Annotated in this window: 21 protein-coding genes; 10 read left to right on the top strand and 11 right to left on the bottom strand. The window is 67.8% G+C overall.

Annotated elements, in window-relative coordinates; genetic code table 11:
• The first annotated feature begins 304 nt into the window (after positions 1–304).
• The 3 genes from GV007_RS15435 to GV007_RS15425 are packed head-to-tail and all read left to right on the top strand — an operon-like array spanning position 305 to position 3,487.
• The gene (locus GV007_RS15435) at positions 305–1,573 is read left to right on the top strand and encodes a quaternary amine ABC transporter ATP-binding protein (protein WP_104299607.1); all 1,269 of its coding nucleotides are present in this window, start codon (positions 305–307) and stop codon (positions 1,571–1,573) included.
• Positions 1,570–2,547 (top strand): ABC transporter permease, encoded by a 978-nt coding sequence (locus GV007_RS15430; RefSeq protein ID WP_160073950.1) that lies wholly within the window; start codon positions 1,570–1,572, stop codon positions 2,545–2,547. The genes GV007_RS15435 and GV007_RS15430 overlap by 4 nt, the downstream gene beginning before the upstream one ends.
• Before the next feature lie 43 nt (positions 2,548–2,590).
• Positions 2,591–3,487 carry a glycine betaine ABC transporter substrate-binding protein gene (locus GV007_RS15425; protein ID WP_160073948.1) on the top strand — a complete coding sequence of 299 codons (897 nt, stop codon included), beginning with the start codon at positions 2,591–2,593 and terminating at the stop codon, positions 3,485–3,487.
• A gap of 117 nt (positions 3,488–3,604) precedes the next feature.
• On the opposite strand, the gene GV007_RS15420 is transcribed toward GV007_RS15425, so the two are convergent.
• Together GV007_RS15420 and GV007_RS15415 are read right to left on the bottom strand one after the other, a co-directional pair.
• A complete protein-coding gene (locus tag GV007_RS15420) occupies positions 3,605–4,276 on the bottom strand; it encodes an HAD family hydrolase (protein ID WP_160073946.1) in 672 nt (223 codons plus the stop codon).
• Positions 4,273–5,709 (bottom strand): GH1 family beta-glucosidase, encoded by a 1,437-nt coding sequence (locus GV007_RS15415; RefSeq protein ID WP_236558533.1) that lies wholly within the window; start codon positions 5,707–5,709, stop codon positions 4,273–4,275. The genes GV007_RS15420 and GV007_RS15415 overlap by 4 nt, the downstream gene beginning before the upstream one ends.
• A gap of 232 nt (positions 5,710–5,941) precedes the next feature.
• Between GV007_RS15415 and GV007_RS15410 the strand changes: the two genes are divergently transcribed.
• The gene (locus GV007_RS15410; protein WP_328809502.1) at positions 5,942–7,993 is read left to right on the top strand and encodes a Cna B-type domain-containing protein; all 2,052 of its coding nucleotides are present in this window, start codon (positions 5,942–5,944) and stop codon (positions 7,991–7,993) included.
• A 287-nt stretch (positions 7,994–8,280) separates the two neighbouring features.
• Here the strand turns inward: GV007_RS15410 and GV007_RS15405 are convergent, their stop codons facing one another.
• Positions 8,281–10,101: a DEAD/DEAH box helicase gene (locus GV007_RS15405; RefSeq protein WP_160073940.1), complete on the bottom strand. Its 1,821-nt coding sequence runs from the start codon at positions 10,099–10,101 to the stop codon at positions 8,281–8,283.
• A complete protein-coding gene (locus GV007_RS15400; RefSeq protein WP_160073938.1) occupies positions 10,091–10,726 on the bottom strand; it encodes a TetR/AcrR family transcriptional regulator in 636 nt (211 codons plus the stop codon). The genes GV007_RS15405 and GV007_RS15400 overlap by 11 nt, the downstream gene beginning before the upstream one ends.
• An 82-nt stretch (positions 10,727–10,808) precedes the next feature.
• On the opposite strand from GV007_RS15400, the gene GV007_RS15395 reads away from it, so the two are divergent.
• Together GV007_RS15395 and GV007_RS15390 are read left to right on the top strand one after the other, a co-directional pair.
• Complete coding sequence (locus GV007_RS15395) at positions 10,809–11,849, top strand: agmatine deiminase family protein (RefSeq protein ID WP_160073936.1); 1,041 nt, start codon at positions 10,809–10,811, stop codon at positions 11,847–11,849.
• Entirely contained in the window at positions 11,846–13,561 is a 1,716-nt protein-coding gene (locus GV007_RS15390) for an amidase (RefSeq protein ID WP_160073934.1), read from the top strand. The genes GV007_RS15395 and GV007_RS15390 overlap by 4 nt, the downstream gene beginning before the upstream one ends.
• A 125-nt stretch (positions 13,562–13,686) precedes the next feature.
• Here GV007_RS15390 and putP read toward each other — a convergent pair whose 3' ends face one another.
• Positions 13,687–15,189 (bottom strand): sodium/proline symporter PutP, encoded by a 1,503-nt coding sequence (putP, locus tag GV007_RS15385; protein WP_160073932.1) that lies wholly within the window; start codon positions 15,187–15,189, stop codon positions 13,687–13,689.
• A gap of 136 nt (positions 15,190–15,325) precedes the next feature.
• Here putP and GV007_RS15380 point away from each other — a divergent pair, with 136 nt between their 5' ends.
• Positions 15,326–16,246: a LysR family transcriptional regulator gene (locus GV007_RS15380; protein WP_160073930.1), complete on the top strand. Its 921-nt coding sequence runs from the start codon at positions 15,326–15,328 to the stop codon at positions 16,244–16,246.
• 28 nt (positions 16,247–16,274) lie between these two features.
• Here GV007_RS15380 and GV007_RS15375 read toward each other — a convergent pair whose 3' ends face one another.
• The 5 genes from GV007_RS15375 to GV007_RS15355 all read right to left on the bottom strand — a co-directional run bounded on the left by GV007_RS15375 (position 16,275) and on the right by GV007_RS15355 (position 22,381).
• Positions 16,275–17,192, bottom strand: coding sequence for a DUF808 domain-containing protein (locus GV007_RS15375; protein ID WP_160073928.1), 918 nt, complete (start codon positions 17,190–17,192; stop codon positions 16,275–16,277).
• Positions 17,193–17,269: 77 nt separating this feature from the next.
• Positions 17,270–18,886: an ABC transporter ATP-binding protein gene (locus GV007_RS15370; RefSeq protein WP_160073926.1), complete on the bottom strand. Its 1,617-nt coding sequence runs from the start codon at positions 18,884–18,886 to the stop codon at positions 17,270–17,272.
• A complete protein-coding gene (locus tag GV007_RS15365; protein ID WP_160073924.1) occupies positions 18,883–19,806 on the bottom strand; it encodes an ABC transporter permease in 924 nt (307 codons plus the stop codon). The genes GV007_RS15370 and GV007_RS15365 overlap by 4 nt, the downstream gene beginning before the upstream one ends.
• On the bottom strand, positions 19,803–20,768 hold the full coding sequence (locus GV007_RS15360; RefSeq protein WP_160073922.1) for an ABC transporter permease: 966 nt from the start codon (positions 20,766–20,768) through the stop codon (positions 19,803–19,805). Before GV007_RS15360 ends, GV007_RS15365 begins: the two co-directional genes overlap by 4 nt.
• An 83-nt stretch (positions 20,769–20,851) precedes the next feature.
• Positions 20,852–22,381 carry an ABC transporter substrate-binding protein gene (locus GV007_RS15355; RefSeq protein WP_160073920.1) on the bottom strand — a complete coding sequence of 510 codons (1,530 nt, stop codon included), beginning with the start codon at positions 22,379–22,381 and terminating at the stop codon, positions 20,852–20,854.
• Between the two features lie 158 nt (positions 22,382–22,539).
• Here GV007_RS15355 and GV007_RS15350 point away from each other — a divergent pair, with 158 nt between their 5' ends.
• The gene (locus tag GV007_RS15350) at positions 22,540–23,283 is read left to right on the top strand and encodes a DUF1028 domain-containing protein (protein WP_160073918.1); all 744 of its coding nucleotides are present in this window, start codon (positions 22,540–22,542) and stop codon (positions 23,281–23,283) included.
• Here the strand turns inward: GV007_RS15350 and GV007_RS15345 are convergent.
• On the bottom strand, positions 23,280–23,879 hold the full coding sequence (locus GV007_RS15345) for a helix-turn-helix domain-containing protein (RefSeq protein WP_160073916.1): 600 nt from the start codon (positions 23,877–23,879) through the stop codon (positions 23,280–23,282). The two genes, GV007_RS15350 and GV007_RS15345, sit on opposite strands and share 4 nt — an antisense overlap.
• A 39-nt stretch (positions 23,880–23,918) precedes the next feature.
• Between GV007_RS15345 and GV007_RS15340 the strand changes: the two genes are divergently transcribed.
• Together GV007_RS15340 and GV007_RS15335 are read left to right on the top strand one after the other, a co-directional pair.
• Complete coding sequence (locus GV007_RS15340; protein ID WP_160073914.1) at positions 23,919–24,281, top strand: bleomycin resistance protein; 363 nt, start codon at positions 23,919–23,921, stop codon at positions 24,279–24,281.
• Positions 24,278–24,640, top strand: a complete 363-nt coding sequence (locus GV007_RS15335) for a hypothetical protein (RefSeq protein WP_236558532.1) — start codon at positions 24,278–24,280, stop codon at positions 24,638–24,640. Before GV007_RS15340 ends, GV007_RS15335 begins: the two co-directional genes overlap by 4 nt.
• Positions 24,641–24,786 lie beyond the last annotated feature (146 nt).

Raw genomic sequence — 24,786 nt, 5'->3', positions numbered from 1 at the left:
CAGGGCTTTCAGGCGATACCCGGGGAACCCCCCTTGCTACCGTTGACTCTCGGAGCAATCGCCGCCACACCGGTTCGGCGCCGCGATTCCCCGCGAAAGACCAACCCAGAGCGCTTTATCCGCTGCCTCAGTTAGGCAATTTTGATCGGCAGCGCGCGCCTGGGGTGGCATCCGCGCCCAATCGAGATTCTGGCGCTGATCCGCCTGGTACTCCGCCGCCACCGCGACGACCTCCCCCCACCGAGGCACCGTCGAGAAGCGCTGCGACCTTTCGCGTCCGATCCATCTACCGCAGGGAGAACGCGTGAACGACACAGCTGTGTCTGTGAAGGGCCTCACCAAGGTCTTCGGGCGCAAGCCCAAGGAAGCCGCGAAGCGACTGAGCTCCGGAACGCCGAGATCTGAACTCGGCGCTGGAGTCACCGCGGCAGTCATCGACGCCACCTTCGACGTCAAGCAGGGCGAGATCTTCGTCGTCATGGGCCTCTCCGGCTCGGGCAAGTCCACCCTCATCCGGACCCTCAACGGTCTGCTCGAGCCCACCGCCGGCAGCATCGTGATCCACGGCACCGACCTCGCGACGGCCGACGCCGCCGAGGTCCGCAGCGTGCGACAGAACCACGTCTCCATGGTGTTCCAGCACTTCGCGCTCTTCCCGCACCGCACGGTGCTCGAGAACGCAGCCTTCGGCCTCGAGGTTCAGGGTGTCCCCCGCGCTGAGCGGAACGAGCGAGCCCGCAAGGTGCTCGAGCGTGTGAGCCTCGGCCAGTGGGCCGACTCGCTGCCGTCCGAGCTGTCCGGCGGAATGCAGCAGCGCGTCGGTATCGCCCGAGCTCTGACGGCCGAGACCGACATCCTGCTCATGGACGAGGCGTTCAGCGCCCTCGACCCGCTCATCCGCCGCGAGATGCAGGAAGAGCTCGTCGAGCTGCAGGCCGAGCTCGGCAAGACCATCATCTTCATCACGCACGACCTCAACGAGGCCATGTTCCTCGGCGACCGGATCGCAGTCATGCGGGACGGCGCGATCGTGCAGATCGGAACGCCGGAGGAGATCCTCACGGACCCGGCCAACGACTACGTCGCGCAGTTCGTCCAGGATGTGGACCGGGCTCGTGTGCTCACGGCCGGCAGCGTCATGGAACCCGCACGCGCAGTCGTCCCGCAGAGCGCGGGACCACGCGGTGCGCTTCGCGTCATGCGCGACACGCAGACTGGCGGAGCGTTCATCACGTCGACGGGCCGCAAGCTCGAGGGCGCCGTCATCGACCGCCACGTCATGCGCCTCGTGAAGGACGGCCAGCCCGACCTCGCGAGCGCCATCAAGCGCGACATCGCGATGGTCTCCCCCGAGACGCCGCTCTCCGACCTGTTCGAGCTGTCCGTCGACTCGACCCTGCCGATCGCGGTCGTCGACGAGAACCAGCGCCTCCTCGGTGTGGTTCCCCGCGTCACGATCCTCGCCTCGCTCGCCAACGTGCCGAGCACCACGGGCCTGCTCCCGATCATCGACCCCGTCACGAGCGTCAGCCCGGCGGACATCGCAGAGACTCTCGAAGGGAGCCACGCATGATCGCGGCCACCGCACTCACAACCCTGCCGGCCACGTTCCGGCTTCCCCTCGGCGACGGGGCGGAGGCGGTCGTCGACTGGCTGACGAACGCGCTCTCCGGCGTCTTCACCGTCATCCGCTCGCTCTTCCAGGGCATGTACGAGGGCGTCTACTGGGTGCTCGAGACGCCGCCGTTCTGGGCGATCCTCATTCTCGTCGTCGCGATCGCGTACTTCGCGAAGGGCTGGAAGCTCGCCGTCGGCAGCCTTCTCGGCTTCCTCGTCATCGTCGGCGTGAACCAGTGGGAGAACGCCATGGCGACGCTCGCGCTCGTGCTCGTCGCAAGTGCGCTCGCGATCCTCTTCAGCATCCCGCTGGGCATCTGGGCTGCGAAGTCGGATGCAGCATCGAGCGCCATCAAGCCGGTGCTCGACTTCATGCAGACCATGCCCGCGTTCGTGTACCTGATCCCCGCGCTCATCCTGTTCCGCGTGGGCGTCGTGCCCGGCATCGTGGCGACGATCATCTTCGCCATGGCACCCGGCGTGCGCATGACCGAGCTGGGCATCCGCGGAGTCGACAAGGAAGTGGTCGAGGCCGGCCGCGCGTTCGGCGCGACCCCTGGCCGCATCCTGCGTCAGATCCAGCTGCCGCTCGCGATGCCGTCCATCATGGCCGGCGTCAACCAGGTCATCATGCTCGCACTGTCGATGGTCGTCATCGCCGGAATGGTCGGCGCGGGCGGTCTCGGCGCGCAGGTCGTGCAGAGCCTCAACCGGATCGACGTAGCCCTCGGCTTCGAGGCCGGCATCTCCGTCGTCATCCTCGCGATGTTCCTCGACCGGGTGACCGCCGCATTCGCCGGGCAGAAGCGTCGCGTGCCGTCGTTCCTCCGCTCCAAGCGCACCCAGAAGCGCGAGGCGGCTGGAGATCTCGAGCAGGTCGACACGAGCTCCACCCCGACTCGGGCGCCGGTCGCGGCCGGCACCGCCTGACCACAGACCTCAACTCCCCCTAACCAGAAACGAAAGGACGCGCATGCGTACCAAGAAACGAATCATCACCGGGATCGCGGCGGCTTCCGCTGCGGCACTCGCCCTCACCGGATGCTCCGGCGACACCGCCGCTGAGACGCTCGAGAACGGCGACCAGCAGGACATCACGATCGCCGTGTTCAACGGCTGGGACGAGGGCATCGCCGCGTCCGAGCTGTGGAAGGCGATCCTCACCGAGCAGGGCTACAACGTCGAGCTCGAGTACGCGGACCCGGCTCCGGTCTACTCCGGTCTCTCCACGGGCGACTACGACCTGACGCTCGACACGTGGCTGCCGGTCACGCACTCCGACTACGTCGCAGAGTACGGCGACGACATCGTCGACCTGGGCGCGTGGAACGACGAGGCATCGCTGACCATCGCGGTCAACGAGGACTCCCCGATCACCTCGCTGGAGGAGCTCGCCGGCTCGGCCGACCAGTTCGGCAACACCATCATCGGCATCGAGCCTGGTGCTGGCCTCACGCGCGTCACGCAGGAGGACGTCATCCCCGGCTATGGCCTCGAGGGGATGAACTACCAGACCTCGTCCACCGCTGCGATGCTCACCGAGCTGCAGACGGCGACGAACAACGGCGAGAACATCGTCGTCACGCTGTGGCGCCCGCACTGGGCCTACGACGCGTTCCCCGTGCGTGACCTCGAGGACCCGCAGGGTCTCCTGGGCGACGCCGAGGGCATCCACTCGTACGGCAAGGCCGACATCGTGGAGACGCACCCGACCGCGGCGGCATGGATCCAGAACTTCAAGATGGACTCCGAGCAGCTCTACTCGCTCGAGAACCTGATGTTCAACGAGAACGACACGGACGACTACGCGCCGATCGTCGAGCAGTGGATCTCCGAGAACCAGGAGTACGTGGACTCGCTCACGGCGTAGCCCGCACTTCGGTCTCGCGGAGCCCGCGAACCACACGAGCCCACCCCGATCTGTCGGGGTGGGCTCGTTGCGTTCTCGGCGCGCGAGGATGGTGGCTCGAAGCGGAGCCACCGTCCTTCAGTGGCGGTGCTGATGGCCCCGGATGAGCGCCGGGAGCTCGGCCATGTGCTCGAACGTCTGCGCACCGGCATCTTCGAGCCATGCACGTGGCGTGAGTCCGCCCGCGAAGCCGTAGGCGTGCATCCCGGCTGCCACCGCTGCCTGCACGCCGTACGCGCTGTCCTCGACGACGACGCACTTGCCGGGGTCGACGCCCATGCGGTCGGCGGCATGAAGGAACAGATCGGGCGCCGGCTTCCCGTGCTCGACTTCGGTGGCGCTGTAGATGCGTCCCTCGAAGCGCGGGTGGAGCCCGGTGTGCCCCAGCGTCTTGCTGAGCTTCGCGTGATCTCCGCTCGAGGCGACACAGCTCGCGAGCCCCAGCTCGTCCTGGATGACGGCGAGCGCCTCCGGGAGGCCGTCGACGGCCGTCAGCTCGGTGTCGAAGGCACGGAAGAGCGTCTCGCGCTGCAGCGCGAACCATCCCTCCGGCACGGGACGCCCGAGTCCTTCCTGCAGCTTCCGCTCGAAGGTCGCCTGGGAGGTGCCGAGGAACCGGGCGACGTGCTCGTCCTGCGTGAGCTGCCAGCCGAGCTCTGCGAGCATCTCCCGCTCGATCCGCACCGCGAGCACCTCGCTGTCGACGAGAACCCCGTCGCAGTCGAAGATGACGAGTTCGACCGCGCTCATGCACCAGCCCCTGGGAGGGTGCGCGTGGCGATGAGCTGCTGGTACCAGCGCCCCGAGTCCTTCCAGGTGCGCTCGAGCGTGTCGTAGTCGACGCGGAGGATGCCGAAGCGCATGTTGTAGCCGAACGCCCACTCGAAGTTGTCGAACAGCGACCAGGCGAAGTAGCCGCGAACGTCAGCTCCGGCGTCGATGGCGTCTGCGATGGCGGCGATGTGGTCACGGTAGTACGCGACGCGCTCCGGGTCGTGCACGAGCCCGTCCTCGCTGACGACATCGGGGAAGGCGGCGCCGTTCTCGGTGACCATGAGCGCCTGCCCCGGGTAGCGTTCGCTGAGCGACACGAGGAGCTCGGTGAGGCCGTCGGGGAAGATGCTCCAGCCCATCGACGTGTAGGGCGCCCCCTGGTCGACGAAGTCGATGTCGGTGACCCCCACCCAGGGGCTCGCCGCGGACTCTCCGTGGCCGTCGTTGCGCGAGCGCTCCCCCGTGCCCAGGTACTTCTTTACGCGGAACGTCGTGTAGTAGTTCACTCCGAGCACATCGATGCGCTGGTGGATGAGCTGGGTGTCGCCCGGCAGCACGAACGACCAGTCGGTCACGTGGCGGGTGTCGTGGATGAGGTCCTCGTCGTAGTGCCCCGAGAGCATGGGGCCGAGGAAGACTCGGTTCGCGAGGGCGTCGATCTGGCGGACGGCGTCACGGTCGGCGGCGGACTCGGGGTCGTCCGGGCGGATGACATGGAAGTTCAGGGTGACCGAGACCACGGCGTCTTCGCCGACCGCTGTGCGGATGGCCCGCGTGGCGAGGCCGTGCGCGAGATTGAGGTGGTGGCAGGCCGCGAGCGCTGCGGCTGGCTCGGTGCGCCCAGGCGCGTGGACGCCGGAGGCGTAGCCGAGGTAGGCCGTGCAGAACGGCTCGTTGAGCGTGGACCACGTGTGCACGCGGTCGCCGAACTCGGCGGCCATGCGGGCCGCGTACTCCGCGAAGGCGTATGAGGTGTTGCGGTTCGCCCAGCCGCCTTCGTCTTCGAGCTCCTGCGGCAGGTCCCAGTGGTAGAGGGTCGCCACGGGCTTCACTCCAGCCGCCACGAGCGCATCGAGGAGGTCGGAGTAGAAGCGGATGCCCTCCTCATTGAACGCGCCGGAGCCGCCGGGCTGCACTCGTGACCAGGAGATCGAGAAGCGGTACGCATCCAGACCCATCTCCGTGATGGTCTCGACGTCGTCGCGCCACCGGTGGAAGTGGTCGATGGCCACGTCGCCGGTGTCGCCGCCCTCGACCTTGCCCGGGGTGTGCGAGAACGTGTCCCAGATCGACGGGGTCCTCCCGCCTTCTGCCGCACCGCCTTCGATCTGGTAGGAGGCGGTTGCAGAGCCCCAGACGAAATCGTCGGAGAAGACTCGAGGGGAAGATGCCGCGGTGGGTTCAGGCACGATACTCCTTGGCTGAGTGGGACGCGCGTCGTCGCGCACGCCAACTCTAGCGAAGCGGTGGACGGCGGCCGTGGCGTTCACCTCCGCCAGCTGGTCACAGCGGAGAACACCCCCGACCGACGCTGTGATGTGCTCCATCAGCAGAACCAGGAATTTTTAGTGAAGAATGCGGATTTACATACATCCGGACTGATTCAGTATTGGACCGGGCTATAGTCTTGTTCTTCGTGCTGTGCCAAGGGGCCAGCAGACGGGGGAAAGACGAGAAGTGAAACGCACATTTCGAGACACCGCGGGGGCGACTCTCAAGACATTGCTTGTCGCGGCACTCGCACTCGCAGGCCTGACATTCGCTGCGCAAAGCGCGGCGGCAGCAACCGTGCAGCCAACGACAAGCGGCGTCACGTTGACCAACGCAGCGGGCGAGGCCGTTGAGACGGTTTCGCCGAACCAGCCCTACAAACTGGCCTTCAGCTTCAGCATGCCAACAGGGGTGGCACCGGGCGATTCGTTCGATGTGACGCTGCCAGATGGCTTCGCCGTGGCATCGACCGAGAGTGTGGCGCTCGGGCAGATCGCCACGGCCGTCCCGAACGGCACCGGAAGAGTCACGGTCACCTTCACCGACGCCGCTGCTGGTGCCACCACCCTTTCGGGTGGCTTCGAGTACGTCATCACCTACGTGAAGGCCCCGGATGAGGGCAGCCCCGTCGACAACCGGGTCACCATCGGTGCCCAGGCCGTATATCTCCCCGTCATCAAGTTCGGTGCCGCTCCCGGCGAGAACCCCATGATGATCACCAAATGGTCGGGCAACAGCAGCGACTCGGTCAACCTCCAGCAGAAGCTGAAGCTCGATTCCTCAGCGTACGACTTCGCGTGGATCCAGCCGGCGAACAGCGGTCAGATCTTCGCGCAATGGTTCGTGGAGCTGAACAACTGGCAGACTGGCGAGCCCACGACCATCGGCCAGAACATCATCCTGAAAGACAAGCTGCAGAACCTCGGTGGGTTCGCGCCTGAGATCAAACAAGACCCGGACGACGGACGACGGACGCTCACCGCAGCCGAGCTCGACGGCCTGCTCGCTGGCCCGTACCTGAAGAACTTCCTCACACTCAGCGTCCGCGACGGAGGCACGCCCCAGTCGTTCTACGGCCTTGCCGACAGTGAGTTCCTCACCTTCGCCACTGACCCGGACGGCTCGACAACGCTCGAGCTGCGCATCAGCGACTACCTCGCATCGCAGGGCGTGAAGCCGAGCGACAACGCCCAGTACGCGCTCTCTTACCGCACGGTGCTCCCCAAGGTGAACGCCGAGATCAAGAACTCCGCCAGCATCACGTCCACCGAAATCGATGGCGAGGTCGTCGACGGAGGTTGGTTCAAGTTCGTGAGCGCCTCAGGCTGGGGCGACACCGAGTTCGCCGAGCAGCCCACGACCTCTCTCATGCTCGCGAAGCGGTGGGCGGGCAAGTCAGAAGCCGGCGTGCGCGCCGGGACGGGTTCCTGCCCTGCAGCCCCGGCCGCGGGCCCACTCGACGTGCCTGCCGCGACATTCAAGCTCTTGGCGAACGGCGCACCCGCCGTCGGCCTCGATGGCGCCCTGCTGGCGGACCAGACGGTGACGTTGGCGCCCGGCACTCAGCACTACGTCTGGCAAAACCTGCCGACGCAGCTCGCCCCGGGCGAGCCGGTCACGTACACGATCGAAGAGGAAGCGGTCGCCGGTTACACGTCGGTTGTATCCGGGCCGTATTCGGTCGATCTCACCAAGTCGAACGCCTGTGCAGTGATCACGGTCACGAACACGCAGACGCAGACACCGACACCGACACCGACGCCCGAGCCCACCGCAACACCTGAGCCCACAGCCACGCCGACTTCAACGCCCGAGCCGACCGCGACGCCGACCTCGACACCGAAACCGACGCCGACCTCGACACCAGGGCCCACTTCAACTCCCACGGCTACCCCAACACCCACGGCCACGCCGAAGCCCACACCGACCGGAACGCCAGAACCGACCGGAACACCTGCGTCGACCACGACGCCAACGCCCACGGCGACTGAGCCCGCAGTTCCTCCCCAGCCGCCAACGACCCCGGAGGGGTCCACGACGCAGCCCGACAAGCCCGTGCCACCTACAACGCCGCAGAACGGCGGAAGCCTCGCCACGACGGGAGGAGAGATGCCGAATTGGCTGATTCCAACCGCGGCCCTGCTGAGCCTGGCCGGGGGCGCGCTCTTCATGCTGAAGCGCCGGCGCACCGCGCGCGACTAGTCTCCCCCGAGGAGTCCAGTGCGGAAAGGCGGGCCACTCTCACGAGTGGCCCGCCTTTTCGTCTGCGGGCTGTGCTGGACTCGTCGACGATGCCGCCACGCCCAAGAACCTTCGACCGCCCTGCGCTCGACAAGCGAAGTCGACAGCGGTTTCCGCATCGACCTCGGCCCCCGAGGCAGGGGCCTCCCGAGCAGGAGGAAGCCACCTCGACAAAAGCGCGCGGCAGCCTGGACAAAGCAGAGATGCCCCTCGCCACACGGGCGAGGGGCATCTCACGAAGTCTCGATTCAGCTGTCGTAGCGCTTCTTGTAGGGGCGGTCGCCCGAGTCGCGCGACGGTCCGCGGTCTGGGGTCAGCTCGATGAGCTTGCCCGAGATGCGCGTGCCGGTGAGCTTGTCGAGCACATCGTTCGACAGGTCGGCGGGCAGCTCGACGAGCGAGAAGCCGGGGCGGATGTCGATCGCACCGAAGTCGTCGCGGCTCAGGCCACCCTCGTTCGCGAGCGCGCCTACGATCTGGCGGGGCTCGACCTTGTGGCGCTTGCCGACGGCGAGGCGGTACATGGCCATGGGCTTGCCGTTCGAGCGCGAGCGGCGGGGCGCACGTTCTCCACCGCTCTCACGGCGGTCGCCACCTCGCGAGCCACGGCTGTCGCCGCCACCTTCGCGGTCACGACGCTCCTTGCGCTCGGCCTGCTCGCGCTGGTTGCGCTCGAAGCGCTCCTTGCGCTCTGCTTCCGCGTCGAGGAGCAGGGGGGTCTCGCCCTGGGCCACGATTGCGAGGGCAGCCGCGACGTCGGCTTCCGGTACGTCGTGGTGGCGCACGTAGTGCTCGATGATGTCGCGGAACTTCTCGACACGGTCGGACTGCGTGAGCGCCTCGCTGATGGCGTCATCGAAGCGCGTGAGGCGCGTGGTGTTGACGTCGTCGACGCTGGGGAGCTGCATCTGCGTGAGCTCCTGCTTGGTCGCCTTCTCGATCTGGCCGAGCAGGTAGCGCTCGCGCGGCGTGATGAAGCTGATCGCGTCACCGGTGCGACCGGCACGGCCCGTGCGGCCGATGCGGTGCACGTACGACTCGGTATCGGTCGGGATGTCGAAGTTCACGACGTGACTGATGCGCTCCACGTCGAGACCGCGTGCCGCGACGTCAGTCGCGACGAGGATGTCGAGCTTGCCCGACTTCAGCTGGTTGACGGTGCGCTCGCGCTGCACCTGAGCGACGTCGCCGTTGATGGCTGCAGCCGAGTAGCCGCGTGCGCGGAGCTTCTCGGCGAGGCCCTCCGTCTCGTTCTTCGTGCGAACGAAGATGATCATGCCTTCGAAGTTCTCGACCTCGAGGATGCGCGTGAGCGCGTCGACCTTCTGCGCATAGCTCACGATGAGGTAGCGCTGCGTGATCGTCGACGAGGTGGTGGTCTTCGTCTTGACCGTGATCTCGGCGGGGTCGTTGAGGTACTTCTTCGAGATGCGGCGGATCTGCGACGGCATGGTCGCCGAGAACAGCGCGACCTGCTTGGTGTCCGGGGTGTCGGCGAGGATCGTCTCGACGTCTTCCGCGAAGCCCATCTTGAGCATCTCGTCGGCCTCGTCGAGGACGAGGAACTTGAGCTCGCTGAGGTCGAGCGTGCCCTTCGAGAGGTGGTCCATGATGCGACCCGGGGTGCCGACGACGATGTGCACGCCGCGACGCAACGCGGAGAGCTGGACGCCGTAGCCCTGGCCGCCGTAGATGGGTAGCACGTGGACGCCGCGCATGCGGGCCGCGTACTTCTCGAACGCCTCGCACACCTGGAGTGCGAGTTCGCGGGTCGGTGCCAGCACGAGCGCCTGAGGCGTCTTCTGGTCGACGTCGAGCTGGGAGAGGATGGGCAGCGCGAACGCGGCGGTCTTGCCGGTTCCCGTCTGCGCGAGGCCGACGACGTCGCGGCCTTCGAGGAGGGTGGGGATGGTCGCGGCCTGAATGGCGGAGGGGGTCTCGTACCCGACGTCGCTGAGGACCTTGAGTACGGGCCCGTCAAGACCGAGATCGGCGAATGTAGGCAGGGCCTGGGCCTCTTCGGAGGGAGCCTCGGCCTCGGTCTGAACGGAAGAATTGCTAGAAGTCACGCTTTAGACTAGTCGTTTCTGTAGGAATTTGGGCAGTTTCAGTTCTGAGTATCGCATCAAGCACTGAGCGAAGCAGATCGGCGCGGTCTGCATCGCGCCCCCAGCGGACGAGCGCGTGGGCGTTGAGGCCGTCGATCATGCCGAGGATCTGCCACGCGACGGCGTCCGCCTCGCGGACTCGGAACTCCCCCGTCGCGCTTCCCTCGACGAGGATGCGCGTTATGGCAGCGTGCCATCTGTCCATCTCGGCTCGCACCCCCTCGGCGAGGATCTCGTTGCGCCGCCCGAGCGACCATCCGTCGACCCACACGTGCGTGACGGCGTCGCGACTGCCGTCGAGGAGGGTGCTCACGAGCAGGTCGAGCCTCTTGGAGGCCGACGAGACGGGCGCGAGCTGCGCTTCGAGCTCGTCGAGCTCACCTCCCACGATGGCCCTGAACGTGGACGTGACGAGCTCGTCCATGTTGGGCTCGTAGTGGGCGACGAGGGCGGGGGCAACGCCGATTCGGGTGGCGACGGCGCGCATGGTGATACCGGCGAGCCCCTCCTCGAGGGCGAGGTCGATCGCAGCCGCGGTGATGTCGGCGCGGCGCTCTGCTGCTGGCTTCCTGATGGCTCTTGACACGATGTCCCGAGTCTACGTACTCTTCGAGCACTTGTTGATCAGATGATCAACAATGCTCGCATCGAGTTCTGGAGGACCGGATATGGCCTGGAAGATGCCCGCCGAGACGGCGCCGCACGATCGCACGTGGATGGCCTTCCCCCGCGAGGGGATCACACTCGGCGACACCGCCGCGCAGCGTGAGGCCGGCTACGCCGCCTGGACCGCGGTCGCGCACGCCGTCGCGCGCTTCGAACCCGTCACGATGGTCGTCGATCCCAGCGAGCTGCACCGCGCCCGCCGGATGCTCGGCGAGGAGATCGAGATCCTCGAGGCACCCCTCGACGAGTTCTGGATGCGCGACATCGGCCCGACCTTCGTCACCGACGACGAACGACCCGGCGTCCTCGGCGCCGTCGACTGGATCTTCAACGGCTGGGGCGCGCCGGCTTGGGCCGAGTGGCAGAAATCGGCGGGGATCGGCCGCTTCGTGGCTGAGGCGAGCGGCGCTGAGCTCGTGAGCTCGCTGCTCGTCAACGAGGGCGGCGGCATCCATGTCGACGGCGAGGGCACGCTGCTCGCGACGGAGACCGTGCAGCTCGATCCGCGACGCAACCCGCTCGCCGACAAGACGCGCGTCGAGGCCGAGTTCGCGAGGACCCTGGGCGCGACGCACACCATCTGGCTGCCGCGGGGGCTCACCCGCGACTACGACGAGTTCGGCACGAACGGGCACGTCGACATCGTCGCGACCCTCACCGCGCCTGGCACGCTCCTCCTGCACGAGCAGCTCGACCCCGAGCATCCGGACCACCAGGTCGTCGCCGGCCTGCGCGAGCACCTCGCGGGCCAGCGGGACGCCGCCGGCCGAGAACTCGAGATCGTCGGCATCCCGGCGCCGAGCACGCTGCGCGATGAGGAGGGCTTCGTCGACTGGAGCTACGTCAACCACCTCGTCACGAACGACGGCGTCATCGCGTGCGGCTTCGACGACGACGCGGCGGATGCGCGGGCGCGCGAGGTGCTCGAGTCGGTCTACCCCGGCCGCACGGTCGTGTCGGTGGATGCCCGTGAGCTGTTCGCGCGCGGGGGCGGCATCCACTGCATCACCCAGCAGCAGCCCACGCTCGGGGGCGCACGGTGAGCTTCGACGTGGTCGAGGCGACGATCGCGCAGCTGCGGACCGCACTCGAGGACGGGCGCGCGACGAGCGCCGGCCTGGTCGAGGCCTACCTCGCGAGGATCGCTGCCTACGACGTGAGCGGCCCGAACCTCAACGCAGTGGTGGTCGAGAACCCGGATGCGCTCGAGGAGGCTCGCGCCTCGGACCGGCGCCGCGCGGCGGGGCGCCTGCTCGGCCCGCTCGACGGCATCCCCTACACGGCCAAGGACAGCTACCTCGTCGAGGGCCTGACCGCGGCGTCCGGGAGCCCCGCCTTCGCGGGCCTCGTCGCGCAGCGCGACGCGTTCACGATCGAGCGCCTCCGCGCAGGGGGTGCGATCTGCCTCGGACTCACGAACATGCCGCCGATGGCGAATGGCGGCATGCAGCGCGGCGAGTATGGCCGCGCCGAGAGCCCGTACAACGCCGCGTTCCTGACGTCCGCGTTCGGCTCCGGGTCCTCGAACGGCTCGGGAACCGCGACGGGCGCGAGCTTCGCCGCGTTCGGCCTCGGCGAGGAGACCTGGTCGAGCGGTCGAGCCCCGGCTTCCAACAACGCGCTGTGCGCGTACACGCCCTCACGAGGCGTGATCTCGGTGCGCGGCAACTGGCCGCTCGTCCCGACGATGGACGTCGTCGTCCCCCACGCTCGCTCCATGGCCGACCTCCTCGAGGTGCTCGACGTGGTGGTGGCCGAAGATCCCCAGACGCGAGGCGACTTCTGGCGTGCGCAGCCGTGGGTGCGCATCCCTCCCGTCTCGGAGGTGCGTCCCGCCTCGTACGTCGCCCTGCTCCCGTCGAACCAGGCGGATGCGCGTGCGAGCCTCGCGAGTACCCGCATCGGCGTTCCTCGCATGTACATCAACGCGGACTCGGAGGCTGGAACGTCGCTCGAGCCGGGTATCGGCGGCCCGACCGGCCAGAAGATCGACACGCGTCGATCCATCGTCGAGCTCTGGGAGGCGGCGCGGGCTGACCTCGAGGCGGCGGGCGCGACCGTCGTCGAGGTCGACTTCCCCGTCGTGTCGAACTACGAGGGCGACCGGCCGGGAGCTCCGAAGATCCACACACGCGGGCTCATCTCCCCCGAGTACCTCAAGCGGGAGATCGTCGACCTGTCGGCGTGGGGGTGGGAGGACTTCCTCGCGGCGAACGCCGACCCCGAGCTCAACTCCCTGACGCAGGTCGACGGCTCGCGCATCTTCCCGCACCCCGAGGGGGCGCTCCCGGATCGCTACACGGGCTTCGATGACGACATCGCCACCTACCCGGACCACGTGCGCGAGCATCCGGTCGCCTCGTTCGCCGACATCCCGGAGCTGGCCGCCGGCGTGCGCGGCCTCGAGGAGACTCGGCGGGTCGACCTCGAGGAGTGGATGCTCGCGCAACGCCTCGACGCCGTCGTCTTTCCCGCGGTGGCCGACGTGGGCCCAGCCGACATGGACGTCGACGTGGCCTCAGCAGACCTGGGCTGGCGCAACGGCGTGTGGGTCGCGAACGGGAACCTCGCCATCCGTCACCTGGGCATCCCCACCGTGACCGTGCCCATGGGCACGATGGCGGACATCGGGATGCCGGTGGGGCTCACCTTCGCGGGGAGGGCCTACGACGACACGGCGCTCCTCCGCCTCGCCGCAGCCTTCGAGGCGACGGGCGAGCGCCGCACGGAGCCGCCGCGCACGCCGCGGCTCTGACATCTCGGCGCAAGTCGGTCCCGACAGAGTTGTGGCCCGATGCGCCTCCCGATTCAGGGAAGCGCATCGGGCCACAACTTCGTGCGACTGAGGGCGGCAGGGGGCGGCAGGCCGCAGCGAAACCGCTACTTCGACGGCTTGACGATTGCCAGTGCCCCGGTCTCCGCGAACTCTCGCTCGACGTCCACGTCGGTCGCGCTGCCAGGCTTGTGCGTCGCCAGGCTGACGCCGACGGCGACGGCCAGGTTCAGGATGAACCCGGGGATGATCTCGTACAAGTCGGTGCCGAGCGCTGACCAGATGAAGACCGTAGCGGCACCGGCGACCATGCCCGCCAGCGCGCCCCAGTTGGTGAGCTTCTTCCAGTAGAGGCTCAGCAGGATGATCGGGCCGAAGGCGGCACCGAAGCCAGCCCAGGCGAAGCCGACGAGCGCGAGGATCGAGTCGGATGGGCTGATCGCGAGCAGGCCCGCGACGACCGCGATTGCGAGCACCGCACCTCGTCCTGCCAGGACAAGTGTCTTCTGCTCCGGCTTCTTCTTCGCGATGACCATGAAGAGGTCCTCGACGAGCGCCGACGAGCACACGATGAGCTGGCTCGAGATCGTGCTCATGATGGCGGCAAGCACCGCGGCGAGGATGAACCCGCTGACCAGTGGGTGGAACAGCACCTGCGCCATGACGAGCACGATCGTCTCGGGGTCGGCGATGTCGATCCCATTCTGCTGAACGTAGGCGACTCCGACGATGCCAGCGGTGACTGCGCCCAGCATCGAGAGCAGCATCCATCCCATACCGATTCGACGGCCGGCGATCGCCGAGTGCGAATCGCGGAGCGCCATGAATCGCACGATGATGTGTGGCTGCCCGACGTAGCCGAGGCCCCACCCGAGCGCAGAGATGATGCCGATGATGACGGGCCAGCTCAGCTCGGCTGGGATGAGACCCGTGTGGTCGACGCCCGAAGCGACGATGGCTTCGCTCACGCCCCCGAATCCGCCCAATGACATGATCGCGACCACTGGGATGGCGACGAGCGCGAGGAGCATCATGATCCCCTGGACGACGTCGGTGAACGTCGCGCCGAGGAAGCCCCCGAAGAGCGTGTACGCCAATGTGACTCCGGCCACGAGGAGCATGCCCGTCAGGTAGTCCCCGTTGAAGCTGCTCTCGAAGAACACGCCTCCGGCAACCATGCCGGACGAGATGTAGAAGGTGAAGAAGACCAAGATGACGACACCGCTCGCGATGCGAAGCGCGCGCGACTTGTCGTGCAGGCGATTCTCGAAGTAGCTCGGCACCGTGATCGAGTTACTGGCGACCTCGGTGTAGGCGCGCAGTCTCGGCGCCACGAAACGCCAGTTCAAGTAGGCACCGATCAGCAGGCCGATACCGATCCAGGCCTCGACAAGACCCGACACGAAGATCGCGCCGGGCAGCCCCAGCATCAACCAGCCGGACATGTCAGAGGCTCCGGCGCTGAGTGCCGCGGTGCCTGGGCTGAGATTGCGCCCGCCGAGCATGTAGTCCTCGTGGTCTTTGGTCTGGCGGAACGCGTAGATCCCAATGCCCACCATCGCCGCGAAGTAGATCGCGAGGGCGATGAGCTGGAAGGTCAGATCGGACATCGGCAGTGACTCCTTCTGGAAGCGACGCGTCGACCCCGGTGGGTACGCGTCCTTTCCAGTGTTGCTGGCATGATTGCGGACGAATAGCGAAGATAGCCGAAACGAACTCATCGATGAAATCGAAAGGTGGTGTCGGATGTGGGACCTCCGCCGCCTCCGCCTGCTGCGTGAACTGCAGCTGCGTGGCACCATCACCGCCGTCGCGGCGTCGCTCAACTTCAGCGCATCGACCGTCTCGCACCAGCTGGCGCAGCTGCAGCGCGAGGTGGGCGTTCCCCTGCTCGTGCAGGATGGCAGGCGCGTGCGGCTGACGCCGCAGGGGGTGACGCTCGCCGAGCACGCCGCGCGTGTGCTCGACCTGGAGACCCGCACTCGCGATGAGCTCGCAGCGATGCGCACGGGCACCGAGCGGGTGCGGGTGGCCGCGCTTGAGTCGGTCGTCCGCGCGCTGCTCCCCCGGGCCCTGACGCTCCTGGAGCAGACCCGTCCAGACATCCGGGTCGAAGTGGACGCCGTCTCACCAGAAGAGGGGCTCTTCGAGCTCGAGGCGCACCGGTACGACCTCGTGGTCGCCGAGGAGTATCCGGGCCACACCAGGCCGCACGCGGAGGGCATCGAGCGTGAGGTCCTCGGTTTCGACGCGATCTCGCTCGCGACCAGCGCGGCCTCGTCCGCCACCTCGATCGCCGATTTCCGCGACAGCCCCTGGGTGATGGAGCCCCCGGGCACCGCCGCGCGGAACTGGGCGGAGCAGCAGTGCAGGGCGGCGGGATTCGAACCGGAAGTCCGGTACGTGGCCAGTGACCTGCACACGCACCTGCGCCTCATCGCCGCGGGTCACGCGGTTGGCCTCGTCTCCGAGCTCGTGGGTGCCGCCTCAGGTGGCGGGCTGCGCTTCCTGGACCTCCCGGGACGCCCCCACCGGGACATCTTCACGGCGACGCGCGGGGCGCTCCGCGATCGAGACAGCGTTCGTCTCGTCAGGGATGCGCTTGGCACGGCCTTCGCAGAGCTCGTCGCCGGAGGCGCCGCGACGGGACCCGGCGTGCAGGACTGAGCCGAGCATCCGGCTCTGCGGTGCGTCGCTAGTGCTTCTCGGTGCTTGGAGCTTCTGCGGCCGAGGCGGCCTTGGCCTTCTTCGGCAGGATGCGTCCGACGAGCAGCGTGATGCCGACGACGACGAGGCCGACGGCGAGCCCGACGATGGCGGAGATGAGCGTGTCGACGAGCCAGACGACGACGGCACCGGCGTTCATGAGGGCATGCTCGATCTCGTGCAGCAGGTCTGCCGGCGCGTGCCAGCCGACCTCGCCGACGTTGATGATGACGAGGTGGCCGCCCACCCAGAGCATCGCGACGGTTCCGACGATGCTGATGATGCGGAAGACCGCGGGCATGGAGCGCACGATGCGCACGCCGAGGTGGCGGGTGCGGCGGTCGCGGCGGGTCGCCATGTGCAGGCCGACGTCGTCGATCTTGACGAGCAGCGCCACGGCTCCGTAGACGAGGGCCGTCATCGCGAGCGCGATGACGACGAGCGCCGCCAAGCGCATCCAGAACCCCAGCTCGGGGTCGAGGTTCGAGAGCGAGATGAGCATGATCTCGGTCGAGAGGATCAGGTCGGTGCGCACCGCACCCGAGACGAGCTTCTTCTCGTCACGCGGATGGTCTTCGTCGAGCGCGTGATGGTGTCCGAACCACTCGGTGACCTTCTCCGCGCCCTCGAAGCAGAGGTACACCCCGCCCACGATGAGGAGGAAGGGCAGCACCCAGGGGGCGAAGGCCGTCAGCAGCAGCGCGATCGGGATGATGATCACGAACTTGTTGAAGAGACTGCCCTTGGCGATGTTCCACACCACCGGCAGCTCTCGTGCTGGCGTGATGCCCTGCACGTACTGCGGCGTGACGGCGGCGTCGTCGATGACAACTCCCGCCGACTTCGCCGATGCCTTCAGCGCAGCGGTGAGGATGTCGTCGACGACGGCGAGCAGGCCAACGGGCACGGTGTTCTCCTTGGTGTTCTGGTGCAGCGCGGAACGCGGCAGACAGAGCTTACCCGCGGTGTGCGAGAGCAGGGAGGTCAGGACGAATGCGCGTTCAGACTTCTCGGGAGCTCCGGCGGGATCGCCGCGAGGAGCTGCTTCGTGTAGTCCTCCCGAGGGGCACCGAAGATCTCGTCGGCTGCGGCATGCTCGACGATCCGCCCGCGCTGCATGACCAGCACGTCGTGGCTCATCTCCTCGACGATCGCGAGGTCGTGCGCGATGAAGAGGTAGCTGAGCGAGAGCTCGTCCTGCAGCCTGCGCAGCAGCTCGAGCACGCGGGACTGGATGGACACATCCAGTGACGCCGTCGACTCGTCGAGGATGACGATGTCCGGCTCGAGCGCGAGGGCCCTGGCGATCGAGACTCGCTGTCGCTGCCCGCCGGAGAGCTCGTGCGGATACCGGCCGATGAAGTCCCGCGGGAGCTCGACGAGGTCGAAGAGCTCGTCGATGCGCGCGGACCGTGAACCGCCAGCGGGGAGGCGGTGCACGCGCAGCGGCTCGGCGACCGACTGGCCGACGGACATGCGGGGGTCGAGCGAGGAGAACGGGTCCTGGAAGACCATCGCGATGCGGCGCCGCAACTGGTTATCGGCTTTGAGCACGTCGAGGCCTTCGAGCGTCGCAGTGCCGCCCGTCGGCTTGACGAGGCCGGTGAGCGCGTTCGCGATGGTCGACTTCCCGGAGCCCGACTCGCCGACGATGCCGAGCGTCGTTCCCTGGCGCAGCTCGAACGAGACGCCGTCGACGGCGTGCACGTGGCTGCGGCCCTTTGGGGTCTGGATGGGGAAGCGCACGTCGAGCGCGGAGACCTGGAGGATCGTCGTCGCGTCCGGCTTCGCTGGTGTGGGCTTCGCCTTGCCGAGCCGGGGCCTCGCCGCGAGCAGCTCCCTGGTGTACGGGTGCCGTGGAGCCGTGACGAGGTCGATGGCGCTGCGCCGTTCGACGGCCTCGCCGTGGCGCATCACGAGCACCTCGTCGGCGACCTGCGAGATGACGCCCATGTCGTGGCTGATCCAGATGACGGCGGTGCCGTGCTCGTGCTGGAGGGTGCGGACGAGATCGATGATCTGCGCCTGCGTGGTCACGTCGAGGGCGGTCGTCGGCTCGTCGGCGACGAGCAGGCCGGGGTCGCAGGAGAGCGCGATGGCGATCATGACGCGCTGCCGCTGCCCACCTGAGAGCTCGTGCGGGTAGGCGTCGAAGCGCGCTTCAGGCTCTGGGATGCCGACGGAGTCGAGGAGCTCGATGGCTTTCGTGCGCGCGGCGCGGCGCGAAAGGCGTCGGTGCGTCTCGAGCGATTCGGTCAGCTGCCGGCCGAGGGTGAGCAGCGGGTTGAGCGAGGTGCTCGGGTCCTGGAAGACGAAGCCGATCCCGTTGCCGTGCACGCTCCGCAGGGTTCGGGCGGAGGCGCCGATCAGCTCGACCTGCCCGAGCTTGTGGTCGTTGAGCGTGCTGGTGCCTGTGACGCGGGCGCCTGGCGCGTCGAGGAGTCCGGTGGCGGCGAGGACGGTCATCGACTTCCCCGATCCGGACTCGCCCACGATGCCGAGCGTTCCGCCTGGCTCGATCGAGAAGTCCAGACCCCGGACGATGTCCTTGCGGCCGATGGAGACCCGCAGGTCGGCGACGCGGAGCGCTGGAGCGGTCATCGCTTCCTCCTTGACTCGATGAGGGTGCGCTGCTTGGGGTCGAGGACGTCTCGCATCCCGTCGCCGAGCAGGTTGAAGGAGAGCGCCGTGATGAAGATCGCGACGCCGGGGAAGAGGCTCATCCACCAGGCCTGGCTGATGAAGCCCTGCGCGGCGAAGAGCATGCCGCCCCAGGAGGGTGCCGGCGGCTGGATGCCGAGACCGAGGAAGGAGAGGGCCGATTCGGCCAGGATCGCGAAGGCCAGGGAGAGGGAGGTCTGCACGATGATCGGGCCGGTGATGTTGGGCAGCACGTGGCGGCCGAGGATGCTCGCCCACGGGGTGCCCATCGTGCGGGAGACCTGGACGTACGGCTCGACGCGGACCGAGAGCGTGCTCGCTCGGGCGACCCTCGCGAAGATCGGCGTGTAGACGATGCCGATCGCGAGCATGGTCGTTGCGAGCCCCGGCGCGAGGATCGCGACGATCGCGAGGGCGAGCAGCAGCACGGGGAACGCGAACATGACGTCGACGAGGCGCATGAGCACGGTGTCGAGGAGTCCGCCCGCGTAGCCGGAGATGACGCCGACCAGCACGCCGACGACGAAGGCGAACGTGACGGAGACGAACGCCACCTGCAGGGAGACGCCAGATGCGATCATCACACGGCTCAGCACGTCCCGTCCGAGGTCGTCGGTACCGAACCAGTGCGCGGCGCTCGGCGGCTGGAGCTGGTTCGCGACGTCGACGTCGTTGACGCCGTATGGCGCGATCCAGGGACCGAGCAGGGCGACGAACACGACGATGAAGAGGAGCACCGCGCTGACGACCGTCACGGGGTTGCTGAGGAGAAGGCGCCAGGCTGCGACGCGGGTGCGATCCTCCGGTGCGGGCGGGCCGGATTCCGCTTGCCGCGTGGCTTCTGGGTTCTGTGCGGTCATGAGAGCCGGATCCTCGGGTCGACGAGCGCGTAGAGCACATCCACGATGAAGTTCACGGCGAGGAACATCACGGCGATGAGCAACACGGAGCCCTGGATGAGCGGGTAGTCGCGCGAGGAGACGGCGTCGTAGACGAGACGTCCGAGTCCAGGCCAGGCGAAGACGACCTCGACGACGATGACGCCGCCGAGGATCGTCGCGAGCTGGATGCCGGCGATCGTGAGGACGGGCACGAGCGCGTTCCGGACGATGTGGCGCATCGTCACCGTCCACGCCGAGAGCCCCTTGGACTTCGCGGTTCGGACGTAGCCCATGGACGCCACCTCGAGCACGGCCGAGCGGATGTAGCGCGTCATGATGGCCCCTGCGACGAGGCCGACGGTGAGACCGGGCAGGAGCACGTGCCTGGCCCAGTCGGCCGGGTCCTCGCTGATCGACGAGTAGCCGCTCGAGGGAAGCCAGCCGAGCGTCGACGAGAACAGCCCTATGAGCAGCATGCCCATCCAGAAGTCCGGAATCGAGACGCCGAACTGGCTCGTGACGCGGATGACGCCGTCGCTCACGCGCCCTTCCCGGAGCGCCGACCAGATGCCGGCAGGCACGGAGATGAGGAGCGCGATCACGAGCCCGACGCCGGCCAGCGAGAGCGTCGCCGGCAGGCGCTCGAGCAGCGTCGTCGTCACGGCGTCGCCGTTGCGGAAGCTCACGCCGAGGTTGCCCGTGAGCGCGTTGCCGACGTAGGAGAAGAACTGCTCGAGGATGGGCCGGTCGAGGCCGGACGCCGCCCGGAGCGCGTCGTACGCCTCCTGCGTGTACCTCGTGCCGAGCGCCAGCCGAACTGGGTCGCCCGGCACGAAGTGCACGAGGGAGAAGACGACGACGAGCACTCCGAGCAGCACGATCGCCGAGTAGAGCAGGCGCCAGCCGAGGAACGCGGCGATGGAGCCGAACGACATTCTCATTGGGTTTTCCCCTCGTGGACCCTGTGTCCTGGGTTGTTTTCTTGCTGTACCGCCGTCTCGCCCGGTCGCTGGGCGGGGGCGGGCTACGGGGTCAGCGTGGCGTCGCGGAAGCGCGTCGCCCGGTCAGCGCGCGCCTCGTAGTCGCCGAGGGTCGGGCTCCACACCTGGATCACCGACGGGTTGTACAGGTAGATGTAGCTGGCGTCGTCGGCGATGATCGTCGCGGCCTGCGCGTACAGCTCCTTGCGCGCGGCCTGGTCGGTCTCCGTGCGGGCCGAGTCGAGCAGCGCGTCGACCTCCGGGTTGGAGTACTTCTGGGCATTGCTGCCACCGTCGCTGTGGTGCTGTGAGTAGTAGAAGTCGTCCGGGTCGATGTTGCCGAGCCAGCCCATCATGAGCATGTCGAAGTTGCCGGAATTCTGTTCATCGAGCCAGGTCGAGAAGTCGGGCTGCCTGATCTCGACGGTGATGCCGAGCGGCTCGAGGTTGGATGCGATGATCTGCGCTGCCGTGACGGTCTCGGGGTACTCGCTCGTCGCGAGCAGGTCGAGCGTTCCGCCGGTGAAACCGGCCTCGCTGAGGAGCCGCTTCGACTCCTCGATGTCGGTCGAGTACTTGTCGTATTCCGTGTACCAGATGCTGTCCTGCGGGATGGCGAGCTGGTTGGCCTCGGCGGTGCCGTAGCTGACCGCCTGCACGATGGCGTCGCGGTCGATGGCGTAGGCGATGGCCTGGCGGACGCGTGGGTCCTGCCACTGCTCCTTGCCCTCGTTGAGTGCCAAGTACCAGTAGTCGCTCGACGGGTTCTGTCCCAGTTCGATGGACTCGTCGCCGCTGAGCTCCTCGACCTGCTGCGCGGGGACGACGTCGGTCCACTGGATCTCACCGCTCTTGAGCGCCGCGAGCGCCGTCGAGGGCTCCGAGATGAACTGGAACTCGACGCCGCCGATGCTCGGGGCGCCGTCCCAGTAGTCGGGGTTTGCGGCGAGCTCGATGCGGTCGCCGCTCGTGTAGCTCGCGAGCGAGAAGGGGCCGGTGCCGACGGGCGCGTTCGCGATCTCCCCGGATTCGACGTTGGACTGCTCGACGATCGCCATGCCCTTGAAGCCACCGAGGTTGGAGAGCAGGTTCGGGGTCGGCTGCGAGACTGTGATGACGACCGTCGAGTCGTCCGGTGCCTCGACGTTCGTGACGGCGTCGAACTTCCACGCGTTGGCAAGCTCTTCGTCGATGATGCGGTTGTACGAGTAGACGACATCCTCGCTCGTGAAGTCGGAGCCGTCGTGGAAGGTGACACCGTCGCGCAGCGTGAAGGTCCAGGTCAGCTGGTCGTCGCTGGTCTCCCAGGACTCCGCGAGCGCTGGCTGCATCTCGAGGTTCTCGTCGGGTTCGACAAGGGTGTCGTAGACGTTCTCGAGCACCTGGAACGAGAAGTAGGAGGACGTCTTGTGGGGGTCGAGCTGGTCGGGTTCGCCGCCGATTGCCGCGTGGAGCACTTCGCCTTCGACGGCGTCTCCGGCGCCGAGATCGACGCTCTCGCCGGCCGAGCATCCGCTCAAGACGAGGAGCGCGCCGATGGCCGCGGCTCCGATCCCTGCACTTCGTCGTTGCATGATGCACTCCACTTCGTTCATTTTCGTGAATGTTTCATCAGTATGTGGCACGCTTGGGCGAGGTACAAGGCCGCAGGGCGGCCGAAACAGGATCGTCACAAACGATTCCAGTGCCCGGGGTTCCCACCTCGAGGCGCGCTGCTGAGACGAGGACGAGCATGACCTTCACACTGCTGGCACGCGATCGCGCGGCGGGCCTCCTCGGCGCCGTGACCGCAAGTCGATCCCTTGCGGTGGGCAACGCCGTGCTCGCCATCGATCCGACCGTGGGGGTCGTCGCCAGTCAGGCGTGGACCAACAGAGCCCTGCGCGGCAGCATGCTCGACGCCCTGGCGGCCGGCGAATCACCCGACGCCGTCGTGGGCCGCGTCGCCGAATGGGACGACGCTCCCGAATTCCGACAGACGGCGGCACTCGACCTGACCGGACGCACCGGCGCGTGGGTGGGAGACCTCACGAGCCCCTGGACGGGCCAGCGCCACGGCGCCGACTACGTGACCGTCGGCAACCTGCTCACCGGGCCAGAAGTGCTCGACGCCATTGCCGACTCCTTCGAGCGCAGCGCCCCGGAACCCGGATCCCCCGAACACGAGCAGACGACCGCGATCGCCGTGTTCGCGAGACGACTGCTCGTCGCGCTGCACGCCGGCCAGAGCGCAGGCGGGGACGCGCGAGGCCGGCAGAGCGCGGCGATCATCGTCGCCACCAAGCAGGAACGTCGCATCCACCCGCCGGAGCTCGCGATCGACCTGCGCGTCGATGACCACACCCACCCCGTCGACGAGCTCGACCGCCTGCTCGAGCTGCGCATCCAGGACCTGCATGAGGCGCTGATCTCGAGCTCGTCCGTCGACGCCGAGCCGGAAGACTCCCGCAGGGGCGAGCGCTCGACGCAGGCCTAGCGCTCGAAGGGGCTCACGGCCCCGATGACGACCGTCTCGCCATCGTGCTCGTTCGACCACCAGTGGGCGGTCGAGCAGGCGTAGGTCGCGGTGTCCCCCGCCTCGAGGACAACCTGCTCCTCACCGTGCACCACCATGAGGCGACCGGAGAGCACGGTGACGCTCTCCGTTCCGATATGCCGGAACGGGCGGCCCGCGTTCGTGAAGCGCGGCGGCAGCACGGACCGGATGAGCTGCAGCGTCGACTCGCTGCGAGGCGTCAGCAGCTCACGGACCGCGCGCTCGTCCTCCGGGACATCGGTCGGAGTCGGCAAGCGCAGCCGTCGGTCCTGGGTGACGACGGCGAAGTCGGGTGCCGGCGGTTCCAGGAGCTGCGTGATGGGCACCCCGAGCGCGGTCGCCAGTCGCTGGATCGAGCCGAGCGACGGATTGCCGATGCCGCGCTCGAGCTGGCTGATGAGCCCGAGACTGACTCCCGCCTGCTTGGCGAGCGCGTGCACCGAGAGATCGAGGCGCTTGCGGCCCGCCCGGACCGCGAGCCCGAGCGAGGTGACCGCGAACTGCTCTTCGTCCTCGGATCCTCGCGGGTCAGCCATGCCGCGAGTCTACCGAGGCAGCGTGCCTAGGCTGGGTGCATGCGTGATCGTGCGGTTCCCAATCTCCCCTCGAGGGACTTCGACGCGACGGCCGCCTTCTACGGTTCGTTCGGCTTCGAGACGGCCTACCGGGATGCGGGGTGGCTGATCCTCGAACGCGGCACGGTCGCGCTCGAGTTCTTCCCACATCCGGACCTCGATCCCTTCTCGAGCGGCGCGATGTGCAGCATTCGCGTCGCCGACGTCGACGAGCTCTACGCCGCGATCCGGGCGACGGGTGTGGCGGAGACGCGCGTCGGGTTCCCGCGACTGCATCCGATCACCCGTGAGGCCTGGGGTGGTCGGGTCGGGTACCTCGTGGACATCGACGGCACGCAGCTGAACCTCATCGGAGCATCGTGAGCAATCGCCCGATCGCCCAGCTGCCAGGTGCCGCTCGGATGCTGTGCCTCAGCCGCCGCAGCGGCGAGATCTGCACGCGTCGCGCTGGCCACGCCGGCCTCCATAACCGGACGGGGTCGAGCCTCCTCTGGAGCGACATCGACGCGGACGCGCCCAGGTGCCCGGCGAGCGGGTCGCCCGCGGTTCCGGCGCCGAGGCTCCCGGACGGCTACCCGCACGGCCGAGCCCTCTGCGGCGTCTGCTTCGCGTTCGTCACGCTCGACGACGGTGCCCTGTCGGCGCACGACTCGTGGCGCGGCGATGAGTCCCGCGAGGAGGCCGACCAACGGCGAGAGTGGATGAACACGCACGGCTGGTGAGCCTCGCACGGTGCGGGCGCGCAGTCCCCTCGCCTCCATCGCGGGCCCACCGACTGGCTAGGATCTCGTGACAGGCCGAGCACTGTCTCTTTATACACATCTGACGCTGCCGACGTCGCATAAGTGTAGATCTCGGTGGGCGCCGG

Origin of the sequence: Pseudoclavibacter sp. 8L, from assembly GCF_902506465.1 — a bacterium.
In the GTDB taxonomy this organism is placed as follows: Bacteria; Actinomycetota; Actinomycetes; order Actinomycetales; family Microbacteriaceae; genus Pseudoclavibacter.
Note: the sequence above shows the minus strand (reverse complement) of the source record. Positions and strands in the feature narration are given on the sequence as shown.

Excerpts from the sequence above, each read along its gene's own strand:
- GV007_RS15370 (WP_160073926.1), bottom strand. The coding sequence starts at position 18,886 with ATGACCGCTCCAGCGCTCCGCGTCGCCGACCTGCGGGTCTCCATCGGC.
- GV007_RS15365 (WP_160073924.1), bottom strand. The coding sequence starts at position 19,806 with ATGACCGCACAGAACCCAGAAGCCACGCGGCAAGCGGAATCCGGCCCG.
- GV007_RS15425 (WP_160073948.1), top strand. The coding sequence starts at position 2,591 with ATGCGTACCAAGAAACGAATCATCACCGGGATCGCGGCGGCTTCCGCT.
- GV007_RS15380 (WP_160073930.1), top strand. The coding sequence starts at position 15,326 with ATGTGGGACCTCCGCCGCCTCCGCCTGCTGCGTGAACTGCAGCTGCGT.
- GV007_RS15355 (WP_160073920.1), bottom strand. The coding sequence starts at position 22,381 with ATGCAACGACGAAGTGCAGGGATCGGAGCCGCGGCCATCGGCGCGCTC.
- GV007_RS15430 (WP_160073950.1), top strand. The coding sequence starts at position 1,570 with ATGATCGCGGCCACCGCACTCACAACCCTGCCGGCCACGTTCCGGCTT.
- GV007_RS15340 (WP_160073914.1), top strand. The coding sequence starts at position 23,919 with ATGCGTGATCGTGCGGTTCCCAATCTCCCCTCGAGGGACTTCGACGCG.
- putP (WP_160073932.1), bottom strand. The coding sequence starts at position 15,189 with ATGTCCGATCTGACCTTCCAGCTCATCGCCCTCGCGATCTACTTCGCG.
- GV007_RS15360 (WP_160073922.1), bottom strand. The coding sequence starts at position 20,768 with ATGAGAATGTCGTTCGGCTCCATCGCCGCGTTCCTCGGCTGGCGCCTG.
- GV007_RS15395 (WP_160073936.1), top strand. The coding sequence starts at position 10,809 with ATGGCCTGGAAGATGCCCGCCGAGACGGCGCCGCACGATCGCACGTGG.
- GV007_RS15420 (WP_160073946.1), bottom strand. The coding sequence starts at position 4,276 with ATGAGCGCGGTCGAACTCGTCATCTTCGACTGCGACGGGGTTCTCGTC.
- GV007_RS15350 (WP_160073918.1), top strand. The coding sequence starts at position 22,540 with ATGACCTTCACACTGCTGGCACGCGATCGCGCGGCGGGCCTCCTCGGC.
- GV007_RS15345 (WP_160073916.1), bottom strand. The coding sequence starts at position 23,879 with ATGGCTGACCCGCGAGGATCCGAGGACGAAGAGCAGTTCGCGGTCACC.